The 18855-nt window shown below is 73.2% G+C and carries 13 protein-coding genes and 1 tRNA gene; 10 read left to right on the plus strand and 4 right to left on the minus strand.

The genetic code is table 11. The annotated features are described in order from the left end of the window. Window positions 1-98 precede the first annotated feature (98 nt). The 4 genes from fdh to DPM19_RS16750 all read left to right on the plus strand — a co-directional run bounded on the left by fdh (window position 99) and on the right by DPM19_RS16750 (window position 6911). On the plus strand, window positions 99-3314 hold the full coding sequence (fdh, locus tag DPM19_RS16735; protein ID WP_233510216.1) for a formate dehydrogenase: 3216 nt from the start codon (window positions 99-101) through the stop codon (window positions 3312-3314). Further along, a complete protein-coding gene (locus DPM19_RS16740; RefSeq protein WP_111868702.1) occupies window positions 3311-4147 on the plus strand; it encodes a 4Fe-4S dicluster domain-containing protein in 837 nt (278 codons plus the stop codon). Before fdh ends, DPM19_RS16740 begins: the two co-directional genes overlap by 4 nt. Beyond that, window positions 4144-5085, plus strand: coding sequence for an NrfD/PsrC family molybdoenzyme membrane anchor subunit (gene nrfD / locus DPM19_RS16745; RefSeq protein ID WP_233510217.1), 942 nt, complete (start codon window positions 4144-4146; stop codon window positions 5083-5085). Before DPM19_RS16740 ends, nrfD begins: the two co-directional genes overlap by 4 nt. A gap of 167 nt (window positions 5086-5252) precedes the next feature. After that, window positions 5253-6911, plus strand: a complete 1659-nt coding sequence (locus tag DPM19_RS16750) for a catalase (protein ID WP_111868705.1) — start codon at window positions 5253-5255, stop codon at window positions 6909-6911. A 52-nt stretch (window positions 6912-6963) separates the two neighbouring features. Here the strand turns inward: DPM19_RS16750 and DPM19_RS35755 are convergent, their stop codons facing one another. From DPM19_RS35755 to DPM19_RS16765, 3 genes are all read right to left on the minus strand, one after another. Further along, a complete protein-coding gene (locus DPM19_RS35755) occupies window positions 6964-7920 on the minus strand; it encodes a peptidoglycan recognition protein family protein (RefSeq protein ID WP_199485130.1) in 957 nt (318 codons plus the stop codon). A 224-nt stretch (window positions 7921-8144) separates the two neighbouring features. Then, window positions 8145-8240 (minus strand) — tRNA-Sec (locus DPM19_RS16760). A 65-nt stretch (window positions 8241-8305) separates the two neighbouring features. Continuing rightward, window positions 8306-10159, minus strand: a complete 1854-nt coding sequence (locus DPM19_RS16765) for an AMP-dependent synthetase/ligase (protein WP_111868708.1) — start codon at window positions 10157-10159, stop codon at window positions 8306-8308. A gap of 155 nt (window positions 10160-10314) precedes the next feature. On the opposite strand from DPM19_RS16765, the gene selD reads away from it, so the two are divergent. Next, complete coding sequence (gene selD, locus DPM19_RS16770; protein ID WP_233510218.1) at window positions 10315-11307, plus strand: selenide, water dikinase SelD; 993 nt, start codon at window positions 10315-10317, stop codon at window positions 11305-11307. 122 nt (window positions 11308-11429) lie between these two features. Next, window positions 11430-11705 (plus strand): GlsB/YeaQ/YmgE family stress response membrane protein, encoded by a 276-nt coding sequence (locus DPM19_RS16775; RefSeq protein WP_111868711.1) that lies wholly within the window; start codon window positions 11430-11432, stop codon window positions 11703-11705. Window positions 11706-11763: 58 nt separating this feature from the next. Here DPM19_RS16775 and DPM19_RS16780 read toward each other — a convergent pair whose 3' ends face one another. Further along, complete coding sequence (locus DPM19_RS16780) at window positions 11764-13227, minus strand: MFS transporter (protein WP_111868713.1); 1464 nt, start codon at window positions 13225-13227, stop codon at window positions 11764-11766. A gap of 144 nt (window positions 13228-13371) precedes the next feature. Between DPM19_RS16780 and selA the strand changes: the two genes are divergently transcribed. The 4 genes from selA to moaA all read left to right on the plus strand — a co-directional run bounded on the left by selA (window position 13372) and on the right by moaA (window position 18855). After that, window positions 13372-14685, plus strand: coding sequence for an L-seryl-tRNA(Sec) selenium transferase (gene selA / locus DPM19_RS16785; protein ID WP_111868716.1), 1314 nt, complete (start codon window positions 13372-13374; stop codon window positions 14683-14685). Beyond that, on the plus strand, window positions 14685-16484 hold the full coding sequence (gene selB / locus DPM19_RS16790) for a selenocysteine-specific translation elongation factor (RefSeq protein ID WP_111868718.1): 1800 nt from the start codon (window positions 14685-14687) through the stop codon (window positions 16482-16484). Before selA ends, selB begins: the two co-directional genes overlap by 1 nt. Before the next feature lie 65 nt (window positions 16485-16549). Beyond that, window positions 16550-17743: an RtcB family protein gene (locus tag DPM19_RS16795; RefSeq protein ID WP_111868721.1), complete on the plus strand. Its 1194-nt coding sequence runs from the start codon at window positions 16550-16552 to the stop codon at window positions 17741-17743. Window positions 17744-17865: 122 nt separating this feature from the next. Further along, window positions 17866-18855 carry a GTP 3',8-cyclase MoaA gene (gene moaA, locus DPM19_RS16800; protein ID WP_111868723.1) on the plus strand — a complete coding sequence of 330 codons (990 nt, stop codon included), beginning with the start codon at window positions 17866-17868 and terminating at the stop codon, window positions 18853-18855.

Consider the following 18855-nt stretch of genomic DNA (forward strand, 5'->3'; position numbering starts at 1 on the left):
CGACGTTACCCCGCGGACTCCCCGGCAGGAATGATCGGCTACCGGTCGGGGTAGAAGAGGCGTGTTCGCGACGATCAGGGAGAATCGGGCCAAGGATTATGACCTTCCTGCCCTGGCCGGTGCTGCGGCAGCTCACCGGCCCGGACCGCACGGGCCGTGGCGCCGCCGCCCGCTCGGCGCGCACCGACGCCCTCGCGCCGCGCACCGAGCGCGCCGACAAGGTGGTCCCGTCGGTCTGCCCGTACTGCGCGGTGGGCTGCGGGCAGCAGGTCTTCGTCGCCGACGGGAAGGTCACCCAGATCGAGGGCGACCCGGCCTCGCCGATCTCCCGCGGCCGGCTGTGCCCCAAGGGTTCCGCGAGCAAGCAACTCGTCACCGGTCCCCACCGGCAGACCAGGGTCCTGTACCGGCGGCCGCACGGCACCGAATGGGAGCCGCTGGAGCTGGACCGGGCGATGGACATGATCGCCGACCGGGTGGTCGCGGCCCGCCGGGAGAGCTGGCAGGACACCGTCGAGGGCAAGGCCGTCAACCGCTGCATGGGCATCGCGGCGCTGGGCGGGGCCACCCTCGACAACGAGGAGAACTACCTCATCAAGAAGCTCTGGACCGCTCTCGGCGCCGTCCAGATCGAGAACCAGGCCCGTATTTGACACTCCTCCACCGTCCCCGGTCTGGGGACCTCGTACGGCCGTGGCGGCGCCACGACGTTCCAGCAGGACCTGGTCAACTCCGACTGCATCGTCATCCAGGGCTCCAACATGGCCGAGTGCCATCCGGTCGGGTTCCAGTGGGTGGTCGAGGCCAGGCAGCGCGGCGCGAAGGTGTTCCACATCGACCCGCGGTTCACCCGCACGAGCGCGCTGGCCGACCGGCACCTGCCGATCCGGGCGGGCTCCGACGTGGTCTTCCTGGGCGCGCTGATCAACCACGTGCTGGCGGGCGGCCATGACTTCCGCGAGTACGTGGTCGCCTACACCAACGCGGCCACGATCCTGAGCGACGACTTCCGGGACACCGAGGACCTGGACGGGCTGTTCTCCGGCTACGACCCGGAGAGCCGCAGCTACGACCCCGCGAGCTGGGCGTACCGGGGCGTCGCCGCGGAACCGGCGGCGGGCGCCCGCGAGGAGGAGGACGTCCGGCACGAGCACGGTCCGGAGGCCCAGTACGAGGCGACCCCCGCGCAGACCGGCCCGGCGCCCGAACGCGACGAGACGCTGCAGCACCCGCGCTGCGTCTACCAGGTGCTCAAGCGGCACTTCGCCCGCTACACCCCGGAGCTGGTCGAGGAGCTGTGCGGCATCCCGCCCGAGGCGTTCGCCGAGGTCGCCGACGCCGTCGTGCGCTGCTCGGGGCGCGACCGCACCACGGCATGGGTGTACAGCGTCGGCTGGACCCAGCACACCGTCGGCGTCCAGTACATCCGCACCGCCGCCATCCTCCAACTGTTGCTCGGCAACATCGGGCGGCCCGGCGGCGGGATCCTGGCACTGCGCGGCCACGCCTCGATCCAGGGCTCGACCGACATCCCGACGCTCTACAACCTGCTGCCCGGCTACCTGCCGATGCCGTTCGCCCACGAGCACGAGGACCTGGACTCCTACCTGGCGGGGGCGGCCGGCGACACCGGGTTCTGGGGCCGCAAGCGGTCGTACATGGTCAGCCTGCTCAAGGCCTGGTGGGGCGACGCGGCCACCGCCGACAACGACTTCCGGTTCGGCCACCTGCCCCGGCTGACCGGCGACCACGGCACCTACCGGACGGTCATGGACCAGATCGACGGCAAGGTCAAGGGGTACTTCCTGACCGGCGAGAACCCGGCCGTGGGCTCGGCCGGCGGCAAGATGCAGCGGCTCGGGCTGGCCGCCCTCGACTGGCTGGTGGTGCGCGACCTCACCCTGATCGAGAGCGCCACGTTCTGGAAGGAGGGCCCGGAGATCGAGACCGGTGAGCTGAGCACGCCGGAGATCGGCACCGAGGTGTTCTTCCTGCCCGCCGCCGCGCACACCGAGAAGGACGGCACCTTCACCAACACCCAGCGGCTGCTGCAGTGGCACCACAAGGCGGTCGAGCCGCCCGGCGACGCCCGCAGCGACCTGTGGTTCTTCTACCACCTGGGCCGCCGCATCCGGGCGCGGCTGGCCGGCTCCGACGACCCTCGCGACCTGCCGTTGCAGGAGCTGACCTGGGACTACCCGACCGAGGGCGAGCACGAGGAGCCGTCCGCCACGGCGGTGCTGCGCGAGATCAACGGGGTCGGCCCGGACGGTGCCGCGCTGTCGTCGTTCACCGAACTGGAGGACGATGGCTCCACTGCCGCCGGCTGCTGGATCTACACCGGCGCCTTCGCCGGCGAGGTCAACCAGACCGCCCGCCGCCGCCCGGGAACCGAGCAGTCGTGGGTGGCCCCCGAATGGGGCTGGGCCTGGCCCGCCAACCGGCGCATCCTCTACAACCGGGCGTCGGCCGACCCGGACGGCCGGCCGTGGAGCGAACGCAAGCGTTACGTCTGGTGGGACCCCGACCGGGGCGACCAGGGGGAGTGGACCGGCCACGACGTCCCCGACTTCGAGCGGGCCAAGCCGCCCGGCCACCGCCCGGAACCCGGCGCCACCGCCGAGCACGCGCTGGCGGGCGACGACCCGTTCATCATGCAGACCGACGGCAAGGGCTGGCTGTACGTGCCCAAGGGGCTGGTCGACGGCCCGCTGCCGGCGCACTACGAGCCGCAGGAGTCGCCGGTCGTCAACCCGCTGTACGGGCAGCAGAGCAACCCCGCGCGGCGGGTCTTCCGGCGCCGCCGCAACCGCTACCATCCGGTCGGTGGCGAGGTATACCCGTACGCGGTGACCACCTACCGGCTCACCGAGCACCACACGGCGGGCGGCATGAGCCGCACCCTGGCCTACCTGTCGGAGCTGCAGCCCGAGCTGTTCTGCGAGGTCTCGCCCGAGCTGGCCGCCGAGCGGGGGCTGGTCAACGGCGGCTGGGCGACGATCATCACTGCGCGCACCGCCATCGAGGCCAGGGTGCTGGTGACCCGGCGGATCGCACCGCTGCGGATCCGGGGGCGGACCGTCCACCAGGTCGGGCTGCCCTACCACTGGGGGCACGCGGGGTCGGTCACCGGCGACGCGGTCAACGACCTGCTGCCGATCGTCCTGGACCCCAATGTGGGCATCCAGGAGAGCAAGGCGGCCACCTGCGACGTCCGCGCCGGCCGGCGGCCGCGCGGGCCCGCGCTGACGGCCCTGGTCCGCGGCCACCGGCGGGCGGCGGGGCTGGAGAACGAAGGGGACGACGAACCTTGACCTACGACCCGGCACGATCCTCCGGTTACCCCGACCCCCCGCAGCGGGTCGGGTTCTTCACCGACACCTCGATCTGCATCGGCTGCAAGGCCTGCGAGGTCGCCTGCAAGGAGTGGAACGGCCTGCCCGCCGACGGGCCGCTGCCCGAGGACGCGTCGGTCCTGGAACTGACCGGGATGTCCTACGACAACACCGGGGCGCTCGGCGCGAGCACCTGGCGGCACGTCGCCTTCGTCGAGAAGCAGAACGACGCCGGCGGCCTGAACTGGCTGATGGCCTCCGACGTGTGCAAGCACTGCACCCACGCCGCCTGCCTGGACGTGTGCCCGACCGGGGCGCTGTTCCGCACCGAGTTCTCCAGCGTGGTCGTCCAGCAGGACGTCTGCAACGGGTGCGCCTACTGCGTCTCGGCGTGCCCCTACGGCGTCATCGACCGCCGTGAGGGCGACGGGCGGGCCTGGAAGTGCACGCTGTGCTACGACCGGCTGCGCGGTGGCCTGGAGCCCGCCTGCGCCAAGGCCTGCCCCACCGACTCGATCCAGTTCGGCCCCCTGGACGAGCTGCGCGAGCGCGCCGACCAGCGGCTGGCCCGGCTGCATTCCGACGGCGTCACCGAGGCCCGGCTGTACGGCGAGGACCCGGCGGACGGCGTCGGCGGGGCGGGCGCGTTCTTCCTGCTGCTGGACGAGCCGGAGACCTACGGGCTGCCGCCCGACCCGGTGGCCACCACCCGGGATCTGCCGGCCATGTGGCGCTGGGCCGCGGGAGCGGCGCTCGGGCTGGCCGGCGGGGTCGCCGTGGCGTTCCTCGGCGCCCGGGGGCGGGGCCGGTGAACGCGCCCGAGCAGGTGGACCCGGTCCAGTTCACCGACTACTACGGCCGTCCGGTACTCAAGGTCACCCGCTGGAAGTCGCCGCACATGCCCGGCTACCTGTTCCTGGGCGGGCTGTCGGGCGCCGCCTCCACCATGGCCGCCGCCGCCGAGGCGACGGGACGGCCCCGGCTGGCCCGCCAGGGCCGCCTCACCGCGGCCGTGGCCGCCGTGGGCGGTGCCGGGCTGCTGGTCGCCGAGCTGGGCCGGCCCGAGCGGTTCCTCAACATGCTGCGCGTCTTCAAGCCCAGCTCGCCGATGAGCGTGGGCTCGTGGATCCTGGCCGCGCACGGCGGGGTGACCACCGCGGCGGCGGCCTCGACCGTCACCGGCGTGGCGCCGCGGGCGGGCCGGGCCGCGGTGGCGGTCTCGGCGGTCACCGGACCGCTGGTGGCCACCTACACCGGTGTCCTGCTGGCCGACACCGCGGTACCGGCCTGGCACGCCGCCCACCGCCACCTGCCGCCGCTGTTCGCGGGCAGCGCGCTGGCGGCGGCCGGCGGAGCCGCCATGGTCATGGTGCCGGTCGCGGCGGCGGGCCCGGCCCGGCGGGCGGCCCTGCTGGGCGCCCTGGCCGAGCTGGCGGTCACCGCGTCCCTGGAACGCGGCCAGGGATTCGGCGAGGAGCCCCGGCTGGTCTCCGAGCCCTACCGGATCGGCCGGGCCGGCACGCTGCTGCGCGCGGCCCGGCTGCTGGCGGTGGCGGGGGCCGCGGGAACGGCACTGGCGGCGGGACGGCACCGCGCCGCCGCCGTGGCGGCCGGCGCGGCGCTGCTCGCCGGGTCGGCCTGCACCCGCTTCGGCGTCTACCACGCCGGGGTGCTCGCCGGCCGCGACCCGAAGTACACGGTGGTTCCGCAGCGGGCCCGCCCCCGGGTGCAGGAGTCCCGCCCCGGATGACGCCACGGGGCACCGCGGTCGACGGCTCACGGGAAGACCGTCCGACCAGGCGTTCCGGACGGTACGGCGGGCCTCGCGGCAGGCCGTCTTTAGCCGGTCGGCCGGCGGGTAGGGGGCACCCCGGCGCACACCGCGGCGCGCCGGGACCACCGCAGGAAGGAACGGTCATGACCGACACATCGCCCGCCGCGCGGGGCTCGCAGGACGGCCGGGAGGTGCTCACCAACCGCCAGGGCCATCCGGTCCACGACAACCAGAACCAGCGCACCGTGGGGGCGCGCGGCCCCGCCACGCTGGAGAACTACCAGTTCCTGGAGAAGATCAGCCACTTCGACCGGGAGCGCGTCCCGGAGCGGGTGGTGCACGCCCGGGGCACCACGTCCTACGGCTTCTTCGAGTCCTACGGGACGTGGGGCGACGAGCCCATCTCCACCTACACCCGGGCCAGGCTCTTCCAGGAGCCCGGCAAGCGCACCGACGTCGCGCTGCGCTTCTCCACGGTCATCGGGGGGCGCGACTCCGCCGAGACCGCCCGGGACCCTCGCGGCTTCGCGATCAAGTTCTACACCGAGGACGGCAACTGGGACCTGGTGGGCAACAACCTCGCGGTCTTCTTCATCCGGGACGCGATCAAGTTCCCGGACGTGATCCACGCCCTCAAGCCGGACCCGGTCACCTTCCGGCAGGAGCCCAACCGGATCTTCGACTTCATGTCGCAGACCCCCGAGAGCATGCACATGCTCGTCAACCTGTTCAGCCCGCGCGGAATCCCCGCCGACTACCGGCACATGCAGGGGTTCGGCGTCAACACCTACAAGTGGGTCAACGAGGAAGGGGTGACGCACCTGGTCAAGTACCACTGGATGCCCAAGCAGGGCGTGCGGAGCATGACCGAGGAGGACGCCGCCGTGGTGCAGGCCCGGGACCTCGGCCACGCCACCCGGGACCTGCGCGACGCCATCGACCGCAGCGACTACCCCGAGTGGGAACTGCTGGTCCAGATGATGACCGACGACGAGCACCCGGAGCTGGACTTCGACCCGCTCGACGACACCAAGGTGTGGCCGGAGAACGAGTTCCCCGCCAAGCCGGTCGGCCGGATCGTCCTCGACTCCAACGTCCGCAACTTCTTCGCCGAGAACGAGCAGATCGCCTTCGGCACCGGGGTACTGGTGGACGGTCTGGACTTCTCCGACGACAAGATGCTGGTGGGACGCACGTTCTCCTACAGCGACACCCAGCGGCACCGGGTCGGCCCCAACTACCTGCAGCTTCCGGTGAACCAGGCCAGGAACGCCGAGGTGCGCACCAACCAGCGCGACGGCGAGATGACCTACTACGTCGACGACGGGGGCCAGAGCCCGCACGTCAACTACGAACCCTCGATCACCGGCGGGCTGCGCGAGGCCAGGGAGCCGAGCCACGACGAGCAGGGCCCGCTGATCAGCGGGCGGCTCACCCGTAAGCGCCTGCCGCGCACCAACGACTACGCCCAGGCGGGCCAGCGCTACCTGCTGATGCACGACTGGGAGCGGGACGACCTGGTCAAGAACCTCATCACCCAGCTGTCGCAGTGCGTCCGGCCGGTCCAGGAGCGGATGGTCTGGCACTTCCTCATGGTGGAGGACGACCTGGGCCTGCGCGTCGGCGGCGGCCTGGGCATCGCCCCCGAGGACGTCGTCCACCTGGAGCCACTGCCGGACCAGAACCTCACCGACGAGGACCGCGAGCGGCTGGCCACCCTGGGTAAGAACGGCCCCCGCGACGTCGCGGGCCTGCAGATGACGCACTGCGTCCCCGACGAACGGGCCGCGATGGCGGGCTGACCCGCGACGTCCGGGACGGCGGTCCCGGCTCCGGCCGGGACCGCGGCGGCGGTCAGTGGGCGATGAGCATGTACGCCTCGCGCACCGTGACGTCGACGCCGGAGTTGTTGACCAGGTCGACCCGGTACTTGTGCTTGTCGCTCATCCGGACGTTGGAGTGCAGGACGTCCCGCGCGGTGGCCAGTTCCTTGCCCCGGATGTCCCGCTCGAAGTCGTCGGTGCTCCGCCCGTACGACGCCACGGTGACCTCGACGCCCGGCCCCGGCCGCTCGGTCAGGATCACCTCCACCGACACGGCGTAGGGGGCGTCGGCGCCCTTGATGAGGACGCTCGGATGCCGGACGCCGCCCGACGCGTCCGGGTGGATCTTCCCCGGGTCCTGCCATTCGATCTCGAACGGGATCGACGCGCGGGCGCCGGCGGGAACGGTGACCGGCTGGCGCATGCCGAGGTCGACGACGGTCTTCATGGTTTCCTCTTCTTCTTTTTCCGGTTCGGCGGCCGGGCGCGGCGCGCCCTTGCGGACCCAGGCGTACAGCGGGCCGCCGGGGCAGTCGGTGGCGTAACCGTCGCGGTGGCCCTTGATCTCGCCGCCGGCGCCGCCCCGGGAACGCAGGTACTCGATGGCGTCCCGGATCCCGTGCAGCATCGCGTCCGTGGGCTGGGTCGTCCCCTTGTTGCCCACCAGACCGCACACCGCGTAGTGCCCGGTGTTCAGCCCCGGCCCGTTGGCCGCCGGCAGCCGGTGCGCTCCCCGCCCCACGAACACGTGCCCGTGCGCGCACACCACCATCGAATATCCGATGTCGGCCCACCCGTTACCGTCCATGTGGCCGTTCTGGATCGCCCGCACCCGTGCCGCGCATCGCCCGTGGTCGGCGGCGATCCGCGGGTCCATGGAGTCCCCGGTGTAGTGCACCTTCACCCCGCGCGTGGAGGCCAGGTACGTCGCGGTGCTCCGTGCTGATCGCGCACCCCAGGCAGCACGGGACACGAGCTTGATGGCCATCCGGTTTCTCCGTCCTCCGTGCGTGCGGTGATCGGCCGTGGGCCGTTCGCCGTCTGCACCGTTTCGCCGGACGCCTGCGGCCCGGCCCGCCACCCCCAGCGAGCCAGTCTTCCCGACAGATCGGATCTACACCGACAAAACCCCACGATCGCCGGTTAATTACTCCGAACAAGTGCGTTGCGGTGAGTCACTGACGACTCGAACCGTCATGATCCGCGGTGCGGTGGCGGAGGCGTACGGGAATCGAACCCGCCGACCCGAGATCCTCGGGTCCATCGGTTTTGAAGACCGGGAAGCCCACCAGGCGCTCGCACGCCTCCGGCACCGACCCTAGCCGCAGGTGGGCGGCTCCCCGCCCAGGGCGGGCGGGGAGCGCGGCGTGTCGTCAGGAGCCGTAGAGGGTGGCGATCACGTCGGTGTACTTGGTGTGCACCACCCGGCGGCGGAGCTTCAGCGACGGGGTGAGCTCGTCGCTCTCGGCGGTCCACTCGGCGGGCAGCAGCCGCCAGCTCTTGACCTGCTGGACGCGGGCCAGCCGCCGGTTGGCGTCCTCAACGGCCCGGCCGACCTCTTCCAGGACGAGTGGGTGCTCGGCCAGGGCGGCCAGATCGGTGGTCTCGAGGCCGCGGGCGGCGGCCCAGACCGGCGCGACCTCGCCGTCCAGCGTGATCAGCGCGACGACGTAGGGCCGCCGGTCGCCGTAGGCCAGGGCCTGCCCGACGAGCGGGTGCTCCTTGAGGTAGTTCTCGATCATCGAGGGGGCGATGTTCTCGCCGCCCGCGGTGATGATGATCTCCTTCTTGCGGTCGACCAGCCGCAGGAAGCCGTCCTCGTCGAGGACCCCGAGGTCGCCGGTGCGCACCCAGCCGTCCTCGTCGAGCAGTTCGGCGGTGGCCTCGGGCCGGTCCAGGTAGCCGGGGGTGTTGGTGGCGGACCTGACCAGGATCTCGCCGTCCTCGGCCAGTTTCAGGTCCACCCCGGGGAAGGGGCGGCCGACGGTGCCGAGCTTGAAGGCGTCGGAGACGTTGGCGGTGACCGCGCCGGTGGTCTCGGTCATGCCGTACACGTCGAGGATCTCGATGCCCAGCCCGGCGAAGAACCGCTGCACCTCCTCCGGCAGCGGCGCGGAGGCGCTCATCGCGTGCACCACCCGGTCGAGGCCGAGCAGCCCGCGCATCGTCGACAGCACGGCCGCGTCGGCCTGCTGGAAGGCCGCCGACAGCTCGGCCGAGGTGGTGTTGCCGAACTCGCGGCTGGCGACGTAGCGCCGGCCGGCCTCCATGGCCTGGGCGATCGCGGCCTTCTTGGCCTCGTCCTGCTCGGCTCCCAGCAGCGCCTGGATACCGGCCATGATCTTCTCCCAGACGCGCGGCACGCCGAAGAAGGCGTTGGGCCGCACCTCCCGCAGGACGGTGGTCAGATCCTTGGGGTCGGGGCAGAAGTGGACGTGCGCGGCCCGGGCGACCGGCAGGTACATGCTGAGCACCCGGTCGGCGATGTGCGCGAACGGCAGGTAGGACACTCCCACGTTGTGCTCGGGCAGCCCGGAGGTGGCCTCGGAGACCGCGGCCTCGTAGAGCGCCATGGCGTGCGTGATGATCACGCCCTTGGGGTCGCCGGTCGTCCCGGAGGTGTAGAGGACGGTCAGCGTGTCCGTGGGCCGGACCGCCTGCCACCGCCGGTCGATCTCCGCGGTGTCCGCGGCCAGCCGCTCGCGGCCCAGCGCGACGAAGTCGTCCCAGGTCAGGTAGAGGTCACCGGGCGGGCAGGCGGCCGGGTCCAGCACGATGATCCGGCGCAGGGCGGGCAGTCGTTCGAGCACCGGCTCCCAGCGGTCGAGCTGGTCCCGGCCCTCCAGGACGGCGAACTTCGCCGCGCAGTGGCCGACCACGTAGGCCACCTGGTCCGGGGCCAGCGTCGCGTAGATCGTGCTGGGGGTGCCGCCGGCGTGCACCGCGCCGTAGTCGGCGAGCACGTGCTCGGAGCGGTTCGGCATCATCAGGGCCACCACGTCGCCCGGCTCCAGGCCCAGGGCGACGTACCCGGCCGCCAGTTCGAGCGCCCGCTGCCGTGTCTCACCCCAGGTGAGCGTCCGCCAGGTCCCGCCTGGGGTACGGTCGGAGTACGCTGGCAGGTCCGCATGCCGCTCAGCGGTGTCCGCCAGCCGGGCGGGCAGCGTCTGGCCCGCGATCCGTGCTTCGAACTGCGCCCGCTCCGCAGCGATGCCGGCCTCTGTCATATCGCGCCCCTTTCCTGCGGCCCCCGAGCTGATGTAAGTACTTGCTTGCGTAGTGGGGATCACATCATGCGGAACGGTGTTCGAGCAAGGCGCGTCCTGGGTTTTTGTGGTGTCGTACCTTGTTGCCGGGCTCGCCGCGTGGGTACGTTGCGCTGGTGACCCGGTCCGGTGTTCGGCTGACCGCCTATGCTCGCGGCGGCGGCTGCGCCTGCAAGATCCCGCCGGGCGAGCTCGAGTCCATCGTGTCCGGGCTGCTGGGGCCCGCCGTCCGCGACGACCTGCTGATCGGCGCAGACGACGGCGACGACGCGGCCGTGCTGCGGATCGAGGGCGGCCGGGCGATCGTCTCCACCACCGACTTCTTCACGCCCGTCGTCGACGACGCCTACGACTGGGGCCGGATCGCCGCGGTCAACGCGCTGTCCGACGTCTACGCGGTGGGCGGCGAGCCGCTGATGGCGCTGAACCTGCTGTGCTGGCCGCGCGACACGCTCCCGCTGGAACTGGCCGGGGAGGTGCTGCGCGGTGGGCTCGACATGGTGGCCCTGGCCGGTGCGCACCTGGCGGGCGGTCACAGCGTCGACGACGCGGAGCCCAAGTACGGGCTGGCGGTCACCGGCGTCGCCGACCCCGGCAGGCTGCTCCGGCTGGACGCCGGCCGGCCCGGACTGCCGCTGTCGCTGACCAAGCCGCTGGGCGTCGGGGTGCTCAACACCCGGCACAAGTCGACCGGCGAGGCCTTCCCGCAGGCCGTCGAGGTGATGACCACGCTGAACGCCGAGGCCTCCCGGATCGCGCTGGGGCGCGGGGTCCGGTGCGCGACCGACGTCACCGGATTCGGGCTGCTGGGGCACCTGTACAAGCTGGCCCGCGCCAGCGGCGTCACCGCCGTCGTCGACTCCGCGGCGGTGCCGTACCTGGACGGGGCCCGGGAGGCCGTCCGGGACGGGTTCGTCTCCGGCGGCACCCGGCGCAACCTGGCGTGGGCCGGCCGGGAGACCGACTTCGGCCGGGTCGGCGAGGCCGACCGGCTGCTGCTGGCCGACGCCCAGACCTCGGGCGGGCTGCTGGTGGCGGGGGACGTCCCGGGCGCTCCGGTGATCGGCGAGCTCGTTCCCCGCGGCGACCGCCCCCTCGTGGTCCGCTGACCCGCACGGGCACGCCGACCTGCGGTTCTCGCCTTCCGTGTCAGGCCCCTGACCAGGGGTAGGCGGTAGGTGACCCGCCTCGCCGCATCCGTGCGCAGGCCTGGAGAAGGAAAGGAGCCGCCATGACCATCGGAGGGATCATCACTGCGATCATCTTCGGAGCGATCATCGGCGCGCTCGGCCGGCTCATCGTGCCGGGCAAGCAGAGTATGCCGATGTGGCTCACCGTCCTGGTCGGCATCGTGGCGGCCCTGATCGGCAGCGCCCTGGCCCGGATGCTCGACCTCTCCACCAAGGGCTTCAACTTCTGGGAGTTCCTGTTCCAGATCGGCCTGGCCGTCATCGGGGTGCTCCTGGTGGCGTCCTTCTGGCCGAAGACGGGCGCCAGGCCACGGTAGGCCGGACCGCACCGGGACCGCGCGGGCCGGGCCGGCCCGCGCGGCCCTCCGGAACGGATCAGGAGGTCTCCAGCGCCTCGATCGGATGGGTGCCGCGCGGCGGCCGGTGCCGGACGCCGTGTACGGCGGCGACGACCGCGGCCAGCGCCGCCGCGAGGGCCACCAGGGCGAAGCACACGATGTAAGCGTGCCGGGTCGGCAGGCCGGAGCCGGCCAGGGTGTCGGAGGCGAGCACCGCGGCCGTGGCGGCTCCGGCCACGCTGCCGCCCGAGGTCCGCACCAGCGAGTTGATGCCGCTGGCGATGCCGCTCTGGTCCATCGGCACGTGCTGGACGGCGAGGGTGCCGAGCGCCGCGTATCCGACTCCCAGCCCGAGGCCCTGCAGCGCGCTGAAGGCGAGGAAGTCGGTGGCGTGCGCGTTCGAGACCACCAGCCACACGTTGCTCAGCGCCGTGACGGCCGAGCCGATGGCCAGGGTGAACGCGGCCCCGATGCGCAGCGAGATCCGGCCGGCCAGGGCGGAGGCCACCAGCATGGTGGCACAGCTAGGCAGGTTGAGCAGGCCCACGTCGAGCACGGACCCGCTCAGGCCGTAGCCGGTGGCCGCCTCGTCGGTCTGCACGAACGTGGAGACGAGGGTGAAGGCCGCGAACATCGAGAAGCCCAGCAGCGCCGAGGCGGCGTTGGCCGACAGCGACTGGCGGCCGACCAGCAGCCGCAGGCGCACCAGCGGCTCGCGCACCCGTAGCTCGACGGCCACCCAGAGCGCGCACAGCGCCGCCGCCGTGGCGAACAGGCCGAGTACGCGGGCCGAGCCCCAGCCCCAGGCGTTGCCCTGGCTGATGGCGAGCAGCAGGCAGATCAGCCAGCCGCCCAGGACCAGCGCTCCGGGCACGTCGGGCCGGCCGCCGCTGGAGGGCGCGGAGTCCCGTGCGGTGAGCGCGATGAACACCAGCGCGGCGGTGGCCAGCCCGGCCGCGATCCAGAAGGCGGGCCGGTGGCTGGTGGTGCGGTCGGCGATGAGACCGGTGACGATCATGCCGAGCGCTCCGCCGATGCCCATGGTCGCGCTGACGATGCCGATGGCCGTCGTCACCCGCTCCCGCGGGAACCCGTCCCGGATCATGCCGATGGCCAGCGGGATCATCGCCGCGGAGGTGCCCTGCAGGAAGCGGCCGACCAGCAGCGGGCCGATCGAGCCGGCCAGCGCGCAGATGACCGAGCCGGCGAGCATCAGGCTCATCGCGACGAGGATCATCCGCTTCTTGCCGTACATGTCGCCGAACCGCGACAGCAGCGGGGTGGCGACCGCCCCGGCGAGCAGCGAGATGGTGAACACCCACGTCACCGTCGTGACGGAGACGTCGAACGCGACCATCATCGCCGGCAGCAGGGGGATCACCAGCGTCTGCTGGAGGGCGACGGCCAGGCCCGCGACGCCGAGGGCCGGGAGGGTCGCCCGGGAGTGGGGGGTGCCGGCCGGGGCCGGCCCTCCTCGTGCCACGGTCGTGCTGGATGCCACGGGGGGACCTCCTGGGGAAGAGTGCCGCAGCAGAATACTTCTTTACTTGTACTATGCAGGTACCTGGCCTGCCCAGAGAATGATCGTGATGTCCCCCCGGGGTGCGCTTTCCCTCACGGGCCCGGCCTCCATAGGGTGATGTCGATGGACATCCGGCGGCACGTGCCCCGCACCGACGTCGTGCTGGCCGACCCGCGGCTGGCCGCGGCGATCGACCGGCTCGGGCGGACGATGGTGAAGTCGGCCGTGGCCGACGCGCAACAGCGGGCCCGGGCGGGTGAGATCGAACCCGCGCGGGTCGCCGACGCGGCCGTGGCCGCGCTGCCCGCCGGCGCCGCCACCCTGCGCCCCGTGATCAACGCCACCGGCGTGCTGCTCCACACCAACCTCGGCCGGGCGCCCCTGTCAGCCGCCGCGCGCACCGCCATGACCGACGCCGCGGGCTGCACCGACGTCGAGTACGACCTGGCCACCGGAACCCGCGGCCCGCGCGGCCGGGGCGCCGTCCAGGCCCTCCTGGCCGCCTGCCCGCCCGCCGCGGCGGCGCACGTGGTCAACAACAACGCCGCGGCCCTGGTCCTCGCCGCCACCGCGCTCGCCGCCGGCCGCGAGATCGTGATCAGCCGGGGCGAGATGGTCGAGATCGGCGACGGCTTCCGGATCCCCGACCTGCTGGTCTCCACCGGGGCCCGGCTGCGCGAGGTCGGCACCACCAACCGGACCACCCGCGCCGACTACGCCGCGGCGCTCGGGCCCGAGACGGGATTCGTCCTCAAGGTGCACCCGTCGAACTTCCGGATCGAGGGGTTCACCGCCGAGGCCGGCGTGGCGGAACTGGCCGGGCTCGGAGTGCCCGTGGTGGCCGACCTCGGCTCCGGGCTGCTGGCCCCCGAACCGCTGCTGCCCGACGAACCCGACGCCGCCACCACCCTGTCGGCCGGGGCCGCGCTCGTCACGGCCAGCGGGGACAAGCTCCTGGGCGGCCCCCAGGCCGGCCTGCTGCTGGGCGAGGAAGAGATCGTGACCCGGCTGCGCAGGCACCCGCTGGCCCGCGCGCTGCGGGTGGACAAGACCGCGCTGGCCGCGCTGGAGGCCACCCTGCGCGGCCCGGAACCGCCGGTGACCCGGGCGCTGCGGGCCGGGGCCGACGGGCTGCGGCACCGCGCCGAACAACTCGCCAAGGAGTTGACCGCGCGCGGCGTCGACGTTCCGGTGGTCGACGCCGCCGCGACCGTCGGCGGCGGGGGAGCGCCGGGCGTCACGCTGCCCAGCGCGGCGCTGGCCCTGCCGGCCGAGCACGCCGGGCCGCTGCGCGCACACGGCGTCGTGGGCCGCGTCGACCACGGCCGGCTGCTGCTCGACCTGCGCGCCGTCGACCCGGCCGACGACCACCTCCTCCGGGAGGCGGTGCTCGCGGTGACCCGCGACGCCGCCCCCGACCTCCGGAAAGGGCGCTGATGCAGGTCGTCGCTACGGCGGGCCACGTCGACCACGGGAAATCCACCCTGGTCCGGGCGCTCACCGGGATGGAGCCCGACCGCTGGGCCGAGGAGCGCCGCCGCGGGCTGACCATCGACCTGGGGTTCGCCTGGACCACCCTGCCGTCAGGACGGCGGCTCGCGCTGGTCGACGTCCCCGGGCACGAACGCTTTGTCACCAACATGCTCGCCGGGGTCGGGCCGGTGCCGGCCGTCCTGCTGGTGGTCGCGGCGGACGAGGGCTGGATGCCCCAGTCGGAGGAGCATCTGGCGGCCATCGACGCGCTGGGCGTCCGGCACGGGGTGCTCGCGGTCACCCGCTCCGACCTGGCCGACCCCACGCACGCGCTGCGCCAGGCCCGCACCCGGCTGGAGAGCACCGGGCTGCGGGGCGCCGAGGCGGTCGCCGTCGGCCAGGGCGAGGACACCGGGCTCGACGACCTGATCTCCGCCCTGGACCGGCTGGCGGCCCGGCTGCCCGTCCCCGATCCGGCGGCGCCGGTCCGGCTGTGGATCGACCGGGCCTTCACCGTCCGGGGCAGCGGCACCGTGGTCACCGGCACGTTGGCCGAGGGCACCGTCCGGGCCGGTGACGAGCTGCTGCTCACCCCCGCCGGTGAGACCGTCCGGGTCCGTGCCGTCGAGGCGCTGAAGGAACCGGCCGACGAGGTCAGCGGGGTGGCCCGGGTGGCGCTCAACCTGCGCGGCGTCGACCGGGACGAGGTGGCGCGCGGCATGGCGCTGGTCACCCCCGGGAGCTGGGCCCTGACCACCTGTATCGACGTGCGCATCGGCTTCAACGAGTCCTCCGGCCGGCTGCCCCGTCAGATGATCATGCACCTGGGGTCCACGGCGGTGCCGGTCCGGCTCCGCCCGCTGGGTCCCGACACCGCGCGGCTCACCATCAACGCCCGGCTGCCCCTGCACGTCGGCGACCGGGCGTTGCTGCGCGACCCCGGCCGGCGAGCCGTGGCCGGGGCGAGCGTGCTGGACGTGCGCCCGCCCACCCTGGTCCGGCGCGGTGCGGGCGCGGCCCGGGCCCGCGAACTGGCCGCCTGGCCCGATCAGCCGGGCGGCGGGCTGCTGCTGCGCCGGCACGGGGTGCTGCGCCGCACCGACCTGGCCGAGATGGGCTGCGAGCCGCCGGCCGAGGCCGTGTCCCCCGACTCCGGCTGGGTCGCCGACCCCGGCCACTGGGCGGCGCTGCACCGGCGGCTGGCCGACGAGGTCTCCCGGCACGCCGCCGCCCACCCGCTGGCCCCCGGCCTGCCGCTGGAGGCCGTCCGGCTGCGGCTGGGCCTGCCCACCCGGCGGCTGGCGGCGGCGCTGGTCCGGCCGCCGCTGCGGCTGGCGGACGGGCGGGTGCACGGCCCGGCCGTGGAGACCGGCCTGCCGCCCCAGGTGGCCGACGCCGTCGGGCGACTGCGCGCCGAACTCGCCGACGGCCCCTTCCGGGCCCCCGAGGCCGACCGGCTCGCCGAACTCGGCCTGACCGGCAAGGTCCTGGCCGCCGCGGTACGGGCCGGGGCCGTGCTCCGGCTGTCCGACTCGGTCGTCCTGCTCCCGGGCGCCGACCGGGCCGCGGCCCGGATCCTGAGCGACCTGCCCCAGCCGTTCAGCGCGAGCGACGCCCGCCGGGCCCTGGACACCAGCCGCCGGGTGGTCATCCCGCTGCTGGAGCATCTCGACCGGTGCGGGCTCACCCGGCGGTCCGGGGGCGAGCGGCGCACACCCCCGGCGCCGCCGGCGGACGACGGCGAAAATGAGTTGAGCCGGTAGATCCTTTCTGGCGTTATAGATCCTGGTTCGGGATTGACCACGCATCGAACGGAGAGGAGCAGGTGATGCCGTACCAGACTCTGCGGGGCGGTCGCGTTCCCATCCGGATGTGGACCGACCCCGCCGACGTCGAGGACGTCGCGCTGGAGCAGTTGCGCAACGTCGCCGACCTGCCGTGGGTGCAGGGCGTCGCGGTGATGCCCGACGTGCACTACGGCAAGGGGGCCACCGTCGGCTCCGTGATCGCCATGCGCGACGCGGTCTCCCCGGCCGCGGTGGGCGTCGACATCGGCTGCGGCATGACCGCGGTCAAGTCCAGCCTCACCGTCGAGGACATGCCCGACGACCTCGGCGCGCTGCGGGGCAAGCTGGAGAAGGCGATCCCGGTCGGTCGCGGCTCGCACAAGCAGGCCGTGGACCCCTCGGCGCTGCCCGGCCTGCGCGAGCGCGGCTGGTACGACTTCTGGAGGGGCTTCGACGACCTGGTCCCCGCGGTGCGCGGGCGGCTCGGCAAGGCCCGCCAGCAGATGGGCACGCTCGGCGGCGGCAACCACTTCCTGGAGGTGTGCGCCGACGACACCGGGGCGATCTGGATCGTGCTGCACTCCGGCTCGCGCGGGATCGGCAACGAGCTCGCCCAGGTCCACATCGAGGCGGCGCGCAGGCTGCCGCACAACCAGGACCTGCCCGACCCCGACCTCGCGGTCTTCCTCACCGGCAGCCGCAAGATGGCGGAGTACCGCCGGGACCTGTTCTGGGCGCAGGAGTACGCGCGGCGCAACCGCGCCGTCATGCTGGCCCTCGCCCAGCACGTGGTGACCCGGTACTTCACCGGCCGCAAGGTGCGCTGGGAGGACCTGATCTCCTGCCACCACAACTACGTGGCGGAGGAGACCTACGACGGGGTCGACCTGCTGGTCACCCGCAAGGGCGCGATCCGGGCCGGCTCCGGCGACCTGGGCATCATCCCCGGGTCCATGGCGACCGGCACCTACATCGTGCGCGGCCTGGGCAACCCGGCCGCCTACGACTCCGCCTCGCACGGGGCGGGACGCCGGATGAGCCGGAACAAGGCGCGCAAGGCCTTCACGGTCGAGGACCTGATCGAGCAGACCAAGGGCGTCGAGTGCCGCAAGGACGGCGGTGTCCTGGACGAGATCCCCGGCGCGTACAAGGACATCGAGTCGGTGATCGAGGCCCAGGCCGACCTGGTGGAAGTGCAGGCTCACCTGCGCCAGCTCATCTGCATCAAGGGTTGACGAATCGTCGTCGGCGGCGTTCTCCGGACCCGGGGGACGCCGCCGACGCGTACCGGTGGGGCGCAAAAGGCGCGGAGCGGCATAGTCTGGTCTTCTAGACGATCAGTCTTTGGAGGACCACTGTGCTGGTCGACAGTTACGGCCGGACCGCGACCGATCTGCGGGTCTCGCTCACCGACCGGTGCAACCTGCGCTGCTCCTACTGCATGCCCGCCGAAGGGCTCGACTGGCTGCCCAAGCCCGAACTGCTGACCGACGACGAGGTCGTCCGGCTGGTGCGGGTGGGCGTCGAGCGGCTGGGCGTCACCGAGGTCAGGTACACCGGCGGCGAGCCGCTGCTGCGCCGGGGCCTGCCCGGGATCGTGGCCCGGACGGCCGAGCTGAGCCCCCGGCCGCAGCTCTCGCTGACCACCAACGGCATCGGGCTGGACCGGCTGGCGGAACCGCTGCGCGCGGCCGGCCTCGACCGGGTCAACGTCTCCCTGGACACCCTCGACCCTGAGGTGTTCCGGCGGCTGGCCCACCGCGACCGGCTGCCCGACGTGCTCGCCGGGCTGGCGGCGGCCGAGCGGGCCGGCTTGCGCCCCGTGAAGGTCAACGCGGTGCTGATGCGCGGCGTCAACGAGCACGAGGCGGTGCCGCTGCTGCGCTACTGCCGCGAGCGGGGCTACCTGCTGCGGTTCATCGAGCAGATGCCGCTGGACGCCCAGCACGGCTGGCGGCGCGAGTCGATGGTCACCGCCGACGAGATCCTGACGATGCTGGCGGCCGAGTTCGCACTGACCCCGGACGAGCCCGCGGCCCGGGGCAGCGCGCCCGCCGAGACCTTCCTGGTGGACGGCGGGCCCTACCGGGTCGGGGTGATCGGGTCGGTGACCCGGCCGTTCTGCGCCGCCTGCGACCGGGTCCGGCTGACCGCCGACGGGCAGGTGCGCAACTGCCTGTTCGCCACCGAGGAATCGGACCTGCGCGACGCGCTGCGGGCCGGCGCCACCGATGCGGAACTGGCCGACCGCTGGCGGGCCGCGGTGCGCGGCAAGCGCGCCGGGCACGGCATCGACGACCCGAGTTTCCTGCAGCCGGTCCGCCCCATGTCGGCGATCGGCGGGTGA

This window comes from Actinomadura craniellae (assembly GCF_003289645.1).
GTDB lineage: Bacteria > Actinomycetota > Actinomycetes > Streptosporangiales > Streptosporangiaceae > Actinomadura_D > Actinomadura_D craniellae.

Excerpts from the sequence above, each read along its gene's own strand:
- DPM19_RS16775 (WP_111868711.1), top strand. The coding sequence starts at position 11,430 with ATGACCATCGGAGGGATCATCACTGCGATCATCTTCGGAGCGATCATC.
- selB (WP_111868718.1), top strand. The coding sequence starts at position 14,685 with ATGCAGGTCGTCGCTACGGCGGGCCACGTCGACCACGGGAAATCCACC.
- DPM19_RS16750 (WP_111868705.1), top strand. The coding sequence starts at position 5,253 with ATGACCGACACATCGCCCGCCGCGCGGGGCTCGCAGGACGGCCGGGAG.
- selA (WP_111868716.1), top strand. The coding sequence starts at position 13,372 with ATGGACATCCGGCGGCACGTGCCCCGCACCGACGTCGTGCTGGCCGAC.
- DPM19_RS16765 (WP_111868708.1), bottom strand. The coding sequence starts at position 10,159 with ATGACAGAGGCCGGCATCGCTGCGGAGCGGGCGCAGTTCGAAGCACGG.
- DPM19_RS16795 (WP_111868721.1), top strand. The coding sequence starts at position 16,550 with ATGCCGTACCAGACTCTGCGGGGCGGTCGCGTTCCCATCCGGATGTGG.
- DPM19_RS35755 (WP_199485130.1), bottom strand. The coding sequence starts at position 7,920 with ATGGCCATCAAGCTCGTGTCCCGTGCTGCCTGGGGTGCGCGATCAGCA.